We start from the raw sequence: 13,511 nt of genomic DNA, 5'->3' as shown, positions 1-13,511 counted from the left end.
TTTTAGAAGTGGTTTCGAGACACTTATAAGGTAAAGGGGCGGAGGGAAAGCGAACCTTTTCCCGGAGCCCCCAGAATCACACGAACATCTCGAAACTGAGTCTTCAAGAATAGGGAGCTATAGTGGAAGAAATGAAAAATTTATTTATCGCAAAGTTTTTCTTGAAAATGTAGTTTCAAGAAAACAATGACAAGGGAAAGTGAGTAAATGCTAAAACTATACAAATGGGAAAAAAACATCCCCTTTTAAGAAAGAGGTGACCATATGACTCCGAATGAAATAGGATTCGCCCTTCTTTAAATCGGTGTCTTCCTTTTGATCGGTAAAATCATCCGAGTCAAATGGACGTTACTACAAAATCTATTCTTACCCTCATCCATTATCGGAGGGTTTATCGCACTCTTCCTTGGTCCCCAGGTACTCGGTAAATTCATGCCGGAAGACAGCTTCTTCTCAAACGGTATCATGACGGAATCCATTATAGAAGTATGGTCTGCCCTACCCGGACTCATGATCAATGTGGTATTTGCTGCTCTTTTCCTTGGAGCTGCCATTCCAAAGTTAAAAGATATCTGGTTTTACGCTGGTCCGCAGCTGGCGCTTGGATGGTCGGTAGGCTGGGGGCAGTATGTGGTCGGAATCACCCTTGCCGTCCTCATCTTAGTTCCATTCTTTGATCTACCTGCCATGTCAGGAGCCTTGATTGAAGTTGCTTTTGAAGGTGGTCACGGGACAGCAACCGGCATGGCAAGCACTTTCGAAGAGCTCGGCTTTGCAGAAGCTTTCGATTTAGCGATCGGCCTTGCGACCATCGGTGTATTGTCCGGTGTTATTTTTGGGATCATCCTCATCAACTGGGGGGTTCGTAACAAGAAGACGAAAGTGATTGAAGATGTGGAAGACTTTTCTGATTTGAGAAAGCGTGGAGTGATGGAGTATCAAAACCGCGAACCCGCGGGTAAAATGACCTTACGTCCTGAATCAATCGAACCGTTATCTTTCCATATATCCATTGTATTTATCGCTATTTTACTCGGTTGGCTATTGTTGCAAGGGTTAATTGGTCTTGAATCTATCACCATCGGATCTGATTTTATGAGCTATATCCCATTATTCCCGCTCGCGATGATCGGCGGAATTGCTCTTCAAATCTTTTTCAGCAAAAAGGACAAGTACAATCTTGTTGATCGGAGAATGATTAACCGAATCCAGGGCCTTGCACTTGATATCCTTATTTTGACGGCTATTTCTACAGTTTCGCTTGATGTCATCGGCGAATACCTCGTCCCCTTTGTCATTCTAGCCGCTGCAGGGATTGCCTGGAACTTATTCGGATTTCTCGTGCTTGCTCCCCGAATGATTCCACAGTACTGGTTTGAGCGTGGAATTGGAGACTTTGGGCAATCGATGGGTGTTACCGCAACAGGCTTACTTTTGATGCGCGTCGTCGATCCAGACAATGAGTCCCCCGCATTCGAAGCATTCGGGTACAAACAGCTCTTTTATGAACCCTTCCTAGAGGATTTGTGACAGCCTTATCCGTTCCGTTCATTGCCCAATTCGGGCCATGGCCGACACTGATTGTAGCGGTCGCCATGACAGCAATCGGTATCTTTTTCGGGCTCTTTTACTTCGGAAAAAAGAAAGCAGCCTAAGCAACAACAACGTCTGCCCTTAGCAGGCGTTGTTTTTTTACTGAATAAATCTTAGGTTCCTAATTTTTAATGAAGAAATATATGCTGAATACTGAACAAAAAACGTTTCATATGGTATGATATTTAATTAGTTGCCTAAGTATTTTAGAAAGAAGGTTAAATCATGTCATCTCAAGAAATTAACCGTGTCCCTTTGATGATTGTGCTTATATCAGGCGCCTTTGTGGCCATATTAAATCAGACCCTATTAGCTACTGCCCTGCCTCACATCATGGCCGATTTGAATTTGGATGCGAATACAGCACAATGGTTGCAGTCAATCTTTATGTTAGTGAATGGAATTATGATTCCTATTACAGCCTTTTTAATCGAACGTTTTTCTACAAGAGGACTGTTTATGACAGCGGTGGGATTATTCGCTTTTGGTACACTTATCTGCGGAATAGCCCCAAACTTTTCGATTCTTCTCACAGGAAGAGTCCTGCAGGCCTCTGGTGCCGGTATTATTCTGCCATTAATGCAGACGATTATGTTCCTCGTTTTCCCTATTGAAAAAAGAGGATCTGCGATGGGCATGTTCGGACTAGTCATTGCCTTTGCACCGGCCATCGGACCGACATTGTCCGGCTGGCTCGTTGAGCAGTTCCCGTGGAGAAGCCTGTTCTTCGTGATTCTGCCAATTGCAATTGCAGACTTGATCGTCGCTTACTTCATCTTGAAAAATGTAACGAAGCAAACGTTCCCGAAAGTCGACCCAATCTCCATCATCCTGTCTACGTTCGGTTTCGGTGGTATTTTATATGGGTTCAGTGTTGCCGGAAGTGCCAGCTTTTTAAGTAGCGAGGTCCTCCTTTCTCTAGTTGTCGGAGCTGTCACGTTGACGCTGTTCATCACCCGACAAATGAAATTAGAAAAACCGATTTTGGAATTCCGTATTTTCAAATACAAAGTCTTTACTCTTACAACTGTCCTCGGCATGATTGTTTTTATCTCCATGATCGGCGGGGCGGTTATTTTACCGATTCTCATGCAGGACATGCTTGGATTCACAGCCTTTGAGTCAGGCTTAATGTTATTGCCTGGCGCATTGTTAATGGGAATCATGAACCCAATCACTGGTCGTCTCTTTGATAAATTCGGTGCACGCTGGCTTGCCATCATCGGTCTCGGACTGCTCTCGGTCTCTACATTTCTGTTTACAAAACTTGATCCATCAACAACGTTCCTATATTTGGCTCTCGTCAATTGTGTCCGTATGTTCGGGATTGCCATGGTGATGATGCCTGTCACAACAGCAGGACTTAACCAGCTGCCCCAGCACTTGATGCCGCACGGAACGGCCATGAACAATACCATGCGCCAAGTGTCCGGTGCCGTGGGTACAGCCATGCTCGTGTCTGTGATGACAAGCCAAACCATTCCTTCTGAAGGAGTGACAGGTCTGATTCATGGAGTGAACGTCTCCTTTATTGTTGCTGGGATTTTCGCCGTTGCCGGTTTCATCATGGCATTTTTCATTAAAAAGTCCCGTCATGAAGGTGAATTCAGTAACGCTTAAAAAAATCCCCATATAAGAAAGCCTCGCTGACAGGACAGCGAGGCTTTTTCTTTATAGAAGGAATTACACAAAAAATAAATACGTGGTCACCAAAATAAATAGCAAAAAGGCCACCGACGTCATATAGACAATAATCCGGTGGGATGATACAAAACGGTTTTCATTGATGTTCTTCCGCGTTTGATAATAATTCACGGTCGCACCAATAATTGTCATCACACCAAGAAACAATGAGGAAATGCTGACGAGCATGGCCAGACTATTCGCCACATCTCCAGCCATCGGAAGCGCTGAAACATGGAGTGTCGTAGCTAAAAACCCGATTCCGACAAGGGCAATACTCGTCCGAATCCAAGCTAAATAGGTACGTTCATTAGCTAAATGCTGCTGAATAAGCTTTCTTTCATCGACCATCGAACACCATCTCCTTTTTCCACTATCTATATCTTACAACGTAAGCACTCCCTCATGCACGAATCCTCTTTTTATTAAAAAAGTTCGTCACAAAATATACACATAGGGGTATATTGATTTCTTGAGAACCTGAGAGTAAACTGTAGATAAGACTTAATGTGAAAGGTTTCACATTAAGAGATAAGGGGGAGGATTACGATGGCTAAAAAGATTATCATTGTGGGTGGTGTGGCCGGCGGTGCAACGGCTGCAGCCAGATTAAGACGCCTGAGTGAAGAAAATGAAATCATTATGATAGAAAAAGGGCCTTATATTTCATTCGCAAACTGTGGTTTGCCCTATTATATTGGAGAAGTGATTAAAGACCGGGACCAGCTCCTTGTTCAAACCGTTGAAGGCATGTCCAAGAAATTCAACCTCGATATCCGCAACCTTAGTGAAGCGACAGGGATTGACCGGGAAAGAAAAACGCTCACCATTCAAAAAGTGGATACTGGTGAAACCTATGAGGAAACATACGATACACTCATCTTATCCCCTGGAGCGAAGCCGATTATTCCACCTTTTAAAGGCTTGGAAGAAGCTGAAAACTTGTTCACACTTCGGACAGTTCCTGATACGGATAAAATTAAAGGATGGGTGGACGATCAAACACCAGAACATGCGGTCATTATAGGTGGAGGGTTTATTGGCCTGGAAATGGCAGAAAACCTCGTTCACCGTGGCGTAAAAGTAACGATTGTTGAACTTGGCAGCCAGGTGATGGCCCCACTTGATTACGAAATGGCAGCCATGGTGCATAAAGAATTGAAAAAACACGGAGTGAACTTGATCTTTAATGACGGAGTAAAGTCATTTGAAGACCGGGGGAGAAAAATCCTTTTAGAGAGCGGCCGTTCCATTGCGAGCGATTTAACCATCTTGTCCATTGGTGTCCGACCTGAAAATGACCTTGCTAAAAAAGCGGACCTGGAAATCGGAGATCGTGGCGGCATCGTGGTAAATGAACACCTCCAAACGAAGGATGAGCACATATACGCCATTGGAGATGCCATTGAAGTCAAAGATTATATCCAGCAAACCCCGGCGATGATTCCACTTGCCTGGCCGGCCAACCGTCAAGGGCGCCTTGTTGCTGACCATATCCATGGTCAAACTGTGTCTTATTCAGGTTCATTGGGAACATCCGTAGCAAAAATTTTCGACCTTACCGTTGCGACTACCGGAAATAACGAAAAACTTTTGCAAGCTCTTCAAAAAGATTACGAGGCCATTCATATTCATCCGGCATCAAATGCGTCCTATTACCCTGGCGGAAGCCCGGTATCCCTGAAGTTGCTGTTCAATCCGACCACAGGGAGAATACTGGGGGCCCAAGGTGTCGGTGTGAAAGGTGTAGAGAAAAGAATTGATGTAATTGCAACAGCCATTAAAGGGGATTTGAAGGCTGCTGACCTTGCAGATTTGGAGTTGGCGTATGCGCCTCCGTACTCATCAGCAAAAGACCCTGTGAACATGGCAGGTTACGTAGCTTCCAATGTAATCGATGGTGAAGTCTCCGTTTTTCACTACCATGAAGTATCGGACCTCCTTGCAGAAGGGGAAATCATTGTAGATGTCAGAGAGCAGAAGGAGAGGGAAAACGGAGCGATTGAAGGGTCCATCCATATTCCTTTAGGAGAGTTAAGGAACCGATTGAGTGAACTGCCTCATGACCGTCCTGTTTATGTACACTGTCAGGTTGGTTTAAGAGGTTATCTGGCTACCAGAATCCTTACCCATAACGGTTATCAAGCTAAGAACTTGAGCGGTGGTTACAAAACTTACGAAAGCGCCGTCCAAGCATAAGGAAAAGGAGGGGACATATTCTATGCCCCCTCCTTTTATTTCAGCCATGATATTAGTAAATTTCGGTACAACGGATGCTCCAACAATCAGCCTGCAAAACCGGCCGATACTATGACAGGTACCCACGTCATTTGTTTTGCACCGCTGCTTCGTATCGTTCATAATAGCTATCTACATTATTCAACAACAATAACTCAGTGTATAAATAGGCCTTCATATTAAAATCAGAGAAATCGATGTTCGTAAGCTCCTGAATTTGCTTGATTCGGTAATTCAACGTATTGGGATGGATGAACAGTTCATTGGCTGTCTGCTTTCCTTTCCCGTTATTCGCAAGATAAGCTTCCAATGTAAAAAGGAGTTCCGTCTGCTTTGCCGTGTCATTTTTAATCAAGGTCAGCAAATCTTCACTGTAGTAATCCTCCGAACTGTTTTTTTCATACAATGCAGCTAAGTATCGGTATAAGCCAAGCTTGGAAAACTCGCGCGGCATCGTTTCAGGACGAGGGCCGATGAAGTTTGCGGTCTCAATGACTTCCAACGCTTCAAGAAAGCTTTTTCGCATATAATAAATCTTCGTGTATTCTTTTCCGACACCAATGAGGAAATGATAGAAATCATCCTCGCCTGTTTCCACTTTTACGACATCAATGAGGTCACGCGCGATATCTCTGGATGAAAAGCGGTCGGCTTCTCTTCCCTCAATAAACAGAATCAGCTGAAATTCGGTTTTTAAGTAATACAGTTGACGATTCGTCCGGAAACGATTGACCGTGCTCTCCAAGTCATCCAGCATCGACTTGTATTGAGGAGCAGTCACAGAAAAGACGACGATTGAAAAGCGATTCGGGATTTTAAGTTGGGCGAGAGAAGCATCATGACGAAACTGGCTTTCACTGGCATACTCATGGTGAAGCAGCTGCCAGAGAAGCTCTTCTTTACGACCCTCTTTGGCGTTCTCTTTCATGAACTGGTCATAAATTAATTTCCCTAGATGGGCATTGATTTCTTCTAAAAATTCCATTTCCTCCGTGTTCAATGCTTGGTCTGACTCCTGAACCCACACGTACCCCAGTGTATGGCCAAGATGTTTCGCTGCAATGACGACACGCTGTTGGAACCCAAGGTCTTCCATAGGATGGACGCGAATAGGATCTGACTGTTTTTCCAGACGAGTGACGATGCCTTCTTTCTTTAAACGGTCGATAATGAAAATGGGACATTTTTTCGAAAGGATCGTTTTCTGCTGGGTCTGATCAAAATCATCAAACGTTGAACTATAGGCAATCAATTCGAAATTTTTATTTTCAATAATGACAGGCTTCTTCAACTTCGAACTGATCAGCTCTGTCGCTTTATGAATATCTTCTGCCTGAAGGATCAATTCTTTGACTTCCATAGGAATCCTGACCTTTCCGAGTAGGTTGAATGTCATGTATCGTTACCCTCCATTATATCGGTTGTGGATGGAAAGAAAAAGAAATATATCTAAGGCATTGTGAATAACTCTCATCCTGTTCCTTTCTTTAGTTAAAAGAGAACGGTGTTCGTCTAAGAAAAAAAAGCTCCCCCAAGTTTGGGAGAGCCTCAGGCTTTTTTAAAACATTTCAGAGATCGTCTTCGCTTGCATGTGTAGAGCAAGGTAGTCAGGTCCTCCGGCTTTGGAGTCTGTACCACTCATCTTGAATCCGCCGAATGGCTGATAACCGACGATGGCGCCTGTACAGTTACGGTTGAAATACAAGTTCCCAACGTGGAAGTCATATTTCGCTTTTTCCAGGTGGTCACGGTTGTCAGAGATGACCGCTCCTGTCAGCCCGTATTCTGTATTGTTGGCAATGTCGATGGCTTCATCGAAGTTTTTCGCTTTAGTAAAGCAGACAACCGGTCCGAAAATTTCTTCCTGCTGCATGCGGGAGTCTGGAGCAAGATCTGCAAAGACCGTCGGCTCGATGAAGTATCCTTTCGAATCGTCCCCTTTACCACCTGTCACAAGGCGTCCTTCTTCTTTGCCGATTTCCATGTAGCTCATGATCTTATCATAAGCGCCCTGGTCAACGACTGGCCCCATATAGACATTCTCTTCCGATGCATTTCCAACGGTCAGCTTCTCGGCACGTTCTTTTACTTTTTCCAACACTTCGTCATACACATCTTCGTGAACGACGGCGCGGGAACCAGAAGAACATTTTTGACCAGAGAATCCGAAGGCAGAGACGATGATGGCATCAACCGCTGTCTCGATATTGGCTTCCTTATCGACGACGACGGTGTCTTTACCACCCATTTCAGCAATAACCTGCTTCAGGTGATTCTGCCCTTCTTGAATTTCTGCCGCACGCTTGATGATACGTGTTCCGACATCACGGGAACCTGTAAAGGAAATCAGGGCCGTTTTCGGGTGATCGACAAGATAGTCGCCAACTTCGCCACCGCTTCCTGGTACGAAGTTCAACACACCTTTCGGTAGACCTGCTTCTTCTAGCACTTCTACGAATTTCGCAGCAATGACCGGACTGTTACTTGCCGGCTTCATGACGACCGTGCTTCCTGTAACAAGAGGAGCGACCGTTGTACCTGCCATGATGGCGAATGCAAGGTTCCAAGGCGGGATAACAACTGCAACGCCTGTAGAAGTATAGATGTAGCGGTTCTGCTCACCAGGACGGCTCTCAACTGGCTTTCCTTCCTTCAGTTCGATCATCTGACGTCCATAATACTCAAGGAAATCAATCGCTTCTGCTGTATCAGCATCGGCTTCTTTCCATGGCTTTCCTACTTCGTACACGAGATAAGCGGAAAATTCATGCTTACGACGACGGATAATGTGAGCAGCACGGAACAATAGCTCAGCGCGAGCACGCGGATCCCATTTTCTCCAGTCTTCAAAAGCAGTCGCTGCTGACTGGACGGCTTTTTCTGCTAAATCCTGGTTCGCTTTCGACACGGTACCTACGACCTGCTTCGTGTCCGCTGGGTTTGTAGAAGTAATCGTATTGTCTGTGCGAATGCGATCGCCATCGATAAGAAGATCATGATGCTGCCCTAATTCTTCTTTCACTTGCTTCAATGCTTCCTCGAAAGCTTTCTTGTTTTCTTCAATTGTAAAGTCTGTGAATGGTTCGTGTTTATAAGGCTGGACCATGATAAAATTCCCCTTTCTAATGTGTAGAAGTTTTATTTACTGAAAACACCTTTTAAAGCAAAGGCGATGTTCGCTGGTCTTTCGGCGAGCCTTCTCATGAAGTACCCGTACCAATCTTCTCCATAAGGAAGATACACTCTCACTTTGTAACCTTCTTCGAGAAGATCTTTCTGCATTTGATTTCTCATTCCGTAAAGCATTTGAAATTCAAAGCGGTCTTTCGAAATGTTGTGTTCTTCCACAAGCTTCTTCGTATAATCGACAATCGCATCATCGTGGCTTGCGATGGCTGTGTAGTTGCCGTTCAACAAGTTCTTCTTAATCAGATGCTTCAAATTATCGTCGACGAGATGCTTCTCAGGAAAAGCGACTTTGCCAGACTCCTTATAGGCCCCTTTTACAAGACGCAAGTAAGGTTGGCACTCATTCAGTCGATCGAGATCCTCATCGGTTCGATATAGATACGACTGTACGACCGTACCCAGGTTCGGGTAGTCCTTTTTCAATTCCTGATAAATGTCCAGGGTAGCCCCGCAACGTGACGAGTCTTCCATATCAATGGTGACCGTAATGTCATGCTTCTGGGCTTCTTTCAAAATAAGTTCCATATTTTCCATAACCAACTCGTGACTGATGTCCAGTCCAAGCGATGTCAGTTTAAGAGATACTTCCGACTGCAGCTGGTTGCTCGCAATCTGTTGAATACAACGGATGCATTCACCCGCGCGGTCTCTGGATTCTTCCTCACAGTCTACAAACTCTCCTAAATGGTCAACCGTAACGACCAAACCCTCATGGTTCAATTGCTGTATTAATGGAATTGCCTGGGAGAACGTTTCTCCCCCTACTATCTTGTCAGCCCCAAATTTACTGCCAAAGCGCTTAGCAAAGCGATCTAACAACTTATTGTTGGAAAGGTATAAGAAAAAATTCTTACTGATGGCTTCCAAGATCACCACACCCTTTCATCATTCTCCTATTGATTCACCAAGTGGGCTCGTTAGGTGGAATGGAAGTAATAATGTTTGAACTGTTAAGAAAATTGTAACGAATAGCGCTTACATTCAGCAACGTGTAGCAAACACAAAGATAAGGCCCCAGTTTTATAGTTTAAACACAAAAGCGACCAACCTCCGTTTATGAAAGACCGCCGGCGGGAACACACTTTCCTCTTATTTGGTTTTTATGGGTATTTATGTAAGATCTGGTACACCAGATTATGGAGGGCTACGCAGTACACGTTTTTATGGGTATAAAAAGAAAGCCTGAAGAAGTATCTTCAGGCTTTCTTTTTCTCTATTTCATGACTAATACAGGGCAGGTGGCATGCTGTACGACGTTATTGCTCACGCTTCCTAATAGCATTTTTTTTACTTTACCAAGTCCACGGTTCCCGACAATAATCAAGTCTACCGCTTTCTCATCCGCATATTTACAGATACTAATACCTGGGTTTTCCTGTACATCACTAATGATCACCTCTGTGATAACGCCCACTTCAGATGTAGCCATTTCTTCCTTCAGGGCATCCATCTCTGAAGCAAAATTCTCTGCCATTTCGTCTCCGATACTATGAGAGACTGCAGCGTTTGTTGCTGGTCCTGTAGGTTTTACAACAGCTACAATGTGAATTTCCCTATTGGGAGTTTCACACGCCTGGTTCCTTGCTTCCCACACCGCTTCTCTACTCATGTCACTCCCATCGTACGCAACGAGAATTCGTTTGGTCATAGGGTAACCCTCCAATAATAGAGTATCAATGATCATTTCCATTATATCACATTGTAAGCGTTATCTTAACGGTGATCTCAACAACTGATGAGCAAGATCAACAAAATCATTCATTCTCCTAAACCATTCACCTCCTAAGAAAAGACAAACACCCATGACAAGTGTCATATAAATGTCCTGACGTTTATGTCTTATAAAATGAAGAGGTTTTTCCTATCATAAGTAACATGAAGAAATATGAAGGAGTCGTTATTATGAACAAGGATAAACAACGAGAGCTGAAGAAAAGCGTTTCAGCCTTTGCGAAACCTGATACAAAAGCAGGCATCCGCCAGTTGATCAATACAGTCATCCCCTTCGTTTTATTGTGGGTATTGGCCTATGCAAGCCTGTCCGTCTCTGTATGGCTTGCCGTTCCTGTCGCTATGATTGCTGGTGGATTTGTCATTCGTCTTTTCATCATCTTCCACGACTGTACGCATCAGTCGTTCTTGAAAAGCCAAAAGGCCAACCGCATCATAGGAACGATCACAGGCATTCTTACGTTGTTTCCTTTTGATAAGTGGAAACGAAGCCATTCGATTCACCATGCAACAAGCGGAAACTTAGATAAACGCGGCACCGGTGACATTTGGGTCATGACCGTGGACGAGTATATAAAAGCATCGTGGAAAGAAAGACTCGCCTACCGCCTTTACCGTAACCCGATTGTCATGTTTGGTTTAGGACCGCTTTACTTATTCCTTGTCTCCAACCGTTTCAACCGGAAAGGTGCTAAAAAGAAGGAGCGCACCAATACGTATGTGACAAATATTGCTGTGCTCGCCATCTACAGCTTGATCATCTTTGCGATTGGCTGGGAAGCTTTCTTAATCATTCAAATCCCGGTCCTTTATGTTTCAGGCGTACTGGGCATCTGGTTGTTTTATGTACAGCACCAATTCGAAGATTCTTACTTCGAAGACGAGTCAGAGTGGGATTTTGTAAAAGCAGCCGTCGATGGCAGCTCCTATTACAAGCTTCCTAAAGTGCTTCAGTGGGTATCCGGCAATATCGGCTTCCACCACGTGCACCATTTAGCTCCGAGGGTTCCGAATTATGCATTGGAGGAAGCGCATGAAAAGACACCTCCTTTAAAACATGCAACGACGATTACGCTGGCAACAAGCCTTGAATCAATCCGATTCCGACTGTATGACACAGAAAATAAAACATTTGTATCCTTCAAGGAAGTGAAACCACTCCTGAAAAAGAAGCGCCTAGCCATGCTCGACCAAAGGCAGCCAAGCTTCCAGGATGAATAAAGAAGTTGAAAGCCCATTCCCTCGAATGGGCTTTTCCTTTATGCTAAGAAAAAGGAGGTGCATCCCCATGCAGAACTGGTATCAAATCATCCCGAAAAATACAGGGCTCAGCATATACGTCTGGATTATTTTTTGTCTCCTGCCCTTTTTCTTTATTTTCCGTTCTTCATCCATGTACGAAATGCTGTTCGGCATTCTGATGACGCTGATCTTCTTCCTCGCCTACCGGTTGTCATTCATATCCAACAGCCGATTCGTCTATTTATGGGTAAGTGTGGAGATGGCCATCAGTATCGTCATGACGGCTCTGTTCGGGTACATTTATTTCGCTCTCTTTATCGCCTATTTCATTGGAAACATCAAACATCTGGGAGGTTTTTTATCTTTATATATCGTCCATTTGACGTCTACATTGATTGCGATTACAACGACATTCATTTACCAAATTGATTCTCTTTTCCCGAACCTTCCTTTCATTATCGTGACCGTGATCGGGGTTATTCTCCTTCCATTTACTGTCCGATACCGGAACCAGCAACAAAAACTCGAAGGGGAATTGGAAGATGCAAATGAACGAATTTCGCAACTTATGGTTATTGAAGAGCGGGAAAGAATTGCGAGAGACCTCCATGACACACTTGGACAAAAGCTTTCGATGATCGGTTTAAAAAGTGACCTCGCCCGCAAGTTAATGACGGCCCAACCGGAAAAAGCCAATAAAGAAGTGGAAGATATCCGCAACACAGCCAGGACAGCTTTGAAGGAAGTCAGGGAGATGGTATCGAATATGAAAGGGACGAAGCTCGAAGATGAAATCGTCCGCGTCCAGCAGATTATCGAAGCGGCAGAAATGCACTTTCAGTTCGAAGGAGACCCCCAGGTCACCAATACTCCCCTGCTCGTGGAAAATGTACTCAGCATGTGTTTGAAGGAAGCTGCAACAAATATTGTAAAACACAGCAAAGCAACGACCTGCCTTGTCACTATAGAACAGTCCCCAACTGAAATACTCATCAGTATTGAAGATAATGGAAAAGGCCTCCCCGCCTCACTGGAGCCCTTTCGTGGCAATGGATTACAAGGCATGCGCGAACGCCTCGAATTTGTGAACGGAAAGCTTGAAATTGAATCGAGAAATGGAACGAAACTACAATTTCACGTTCCTAACGTCATCAAAAACAAAGAAAAGGAGGGATAAGCATGATCCGGATCGTGATTGCCGAAGACCAGCGCATGCTTCTAGGCGCACTTGGAGCACTTCTTGATTTAGAAGACGGCATGGAGGTTGTGGGCCAGGCTCAAAACGGTGAAGAAGCCTGTGAGCTAGTAAGAAAATTAAAACCGGATGTGTGCATCATGGATATTGAAATGCCGGTGAAAGATGGACTGGATGCTGCTGAAGAATTATATGAAGAGCCGTGCAAAGTGATTATTTTGACAACGTTCGCCCGCCCTGGCTACTTCGACCGCGCTCGCCGCGCCGGCGTCAGTGGATATCTGCTAAAGGACAGCCCTAGTGAAGAACTTGCCACAGCCATTCGTAAAATCACCAACGGACAGCGCATCTTTGATCCAGAACTCGTCGACCTCGCGTTTACCCAGCAAAACCCTTTAACAGAACGTGAGCGTGAAGTAATCCAACTGATGGCAGATGGAAAAAACACTAAAGACATCTCCCAGGAGTTGTTCATCACCCCGGGAACCGTGCGTAACTACGTTTCTGTCATCTTGGAAAAATTAGAAGTCAGCAACCGTATCGAAGCTATATCGAGGTTTAAAGAAAAAGGCTGGTACAAAAAATCCCGACGTTGATTTTTTCAGTGATTCTCTCTAGAAGGAGATACTTTGTTAGACAA

At 44.5% G+C, this 13,511-nt stretch carries 12 protein-coding genes; 7 read left to right on the top strand and 5 right to left on the bottom strand.

The features are described from left to right. Positions 1–315 precede the first annotated feature (315 nt). From J0K78_RS09360 to J0K78_RS09355, 3 genes are all read left to right on the top strand, one after another. Complete coding sequence (locus tag J0K78_RS09360) at positions 316–1,530, top strand: sodium/glutamate symporter (protein ID WP_370551105.1); 1,215 nt, start codon at positions 316–318, stop codon at positions 1,528–1,530. Next, positions 1,527–1,655 carry a hypothetical protein gene (locus J0K78_RS20300; RefSeq protein ID WP_370551104.1) on the top strand — a complete coding sequence of 43 codons (129 nt, stop codon included), beginning with the start codon at positions 1,527–1,529 and terminating at the stop codon, positions 1,653–1,655. The genes J0K78_RS09360 and J0K78_RS20300 overlap by 4 nt, the downstream gene beginning before the upstream one ends. A 163-nt stretch (positions 1,656–1,818) precedes the next feature. Beyond that, complete coding sequence (locus tag J0K78_RS09355) at positions 1,819–3,213, top strand: DHA2 family efflux MFS transporter permease subunit (protein ID WP_206946434.1); 1,395 nt, start codon at positions 1,819–1,821, stop codon at positions 3,211–3,213. 63 nt (positions 3,214–3,276) lie between these two features. Here the strand turns inward: J0K78_RS09355 and J0K78_RS09350 are convergent, their stop codons facing one another. After that, positions 3,277–3,627, bottom strand: a complete 351-nt coding sequence (locus J0K78_RS09350) for a YidH family protein (RefSeq protein WP_160910596.1) — start codon at positions 3,625–3,627, stop codon at positions 3,277–3,279. Between the two features lie 198 nt (positions 3,628–3,825). Here J0K78_RS09350 and J0K78_RS09345 point away from each other — a divergent pair, with 198 nt between their 5' ends. After that, complete coding sequence (locus J0K78_RS09345) at positions 3,826–5,475, top strand: FAD-dependent oxidoreductase (RefSeq protein WP_206946433.1); 1,650 nt, start codon at positions 3,826–3,828, stop codon at positions 5,473–5,475. A gap of 127 nt (positions 5,476–5,602) precedes the next feature. Here the strand turns inward: J0K78_RS09345 and J0K78_RS09340 are convergent, their stop codons facing one another. The 4 genes from J0K78_RS09340 to J0K78_RS09325 form a co-directional block, all read right to left on the bottom strand. Then, positions 5,603–6,910, bottom strand: coding sequence for a PucR family transcriptional regulator (locus J0K78_RS09340; protein WP_242517802.1), 1,308 nt, complete (start codon positions 6,908–6,910; stop codon positions 5,603–5,605). A 162-nt stretch (positions 6,911–7,072) separates the two neighbouring features. Then, positions 7,073–8,620: an L-glutamate gamma-semialdehyde dehydrogenase gene (pruA, locus tag J0K78_RS09335; RefSeq protein WP_160910593.1), complete on the bottom strand. Its 1,548-nt coding sequence runs from the start codon at positions 8,618–8,620 to the stop codon at positions 7,073–7,075. A gap of 32 nt (positions 8,621–8,652) precedes the next feature. Then, positions 8,653–9,570, bottom strand: coding sequence for a proline dehydrogenase family protein (locus tag J0K78_RS09330; RefSeq protein ID WP_206946432.1), 918 nt, complete (start codon positions 9,568–9,570; stop codon positions 8,653–8,655). A 346-nt stretch (positions 9,571–9,916) separates the two neighbouring features. Beyond that, a complete protein-coding gene (locus J0K78_RS09325) occupies positions 9,917–10,351 on the bottom strand; it encodes a universal stress protein (RefSeq protein ID WP_206946431.1) in 435 nt (144 codons plus the stop codon). Positions 10,352–10,605: 254 nt separating this feature from the next. On the opposite strand from J0K78_RS09325, the gene desA reads away from it, so the two are divergent. From desA to J0K78_RS09310, 3 genes are all read left to right on the top strand, one after another. Then, complete coding sequence (gene desA / locus J0K78_RS09320) at positions 10,606–11,655, top strand: Delta(5) desaturase DesA (protein WP_206946430.1); 1,050 nt, start codon at positions 10,606–10,608, stop codon at positions 11,653–11,655. A 67-nt stretch (positions 11,656–11,722) separates the two neighbouring features. Further along, on the top strand, positions 11,723–12,853 hold the full coding sequence (locus J0K78_RS09315; RefSeq protein ID WP_206946429.1) for a sensor histidine kinase: 1,131 nt from the start codon (positions 11,723–11,725) through the stop codon (positions 12,851–12,853). Between the two features lie 2 nt (positions 12,854–12,855). Then, complete coding sequence (locus J0K78_RS09310) at positions 12,856–13,467, top strand: response regulator transcription factor (protein ID WP_206946428.1); 612 nt, start codon at positions 12,856–12,858, stop codon at positions 13,465–13,467. The last annotated feature ends 44 nt before the right edge of the window (positions 13,468–13,511 follow it).

The organism is Halobacillus sp. GSS1 (assembly GCF_017307035.1).
Classification (GTDB): Bacteria; Bacillota; Bacilli; order Bacillales; family Halobacillaceae; genus Halobacillus; species Halobacillus litoralis.
Note: the sequence above shows the minus strand (reverse complement) of the source record. Positions and strands in the feature narration are given on the sequence as shown.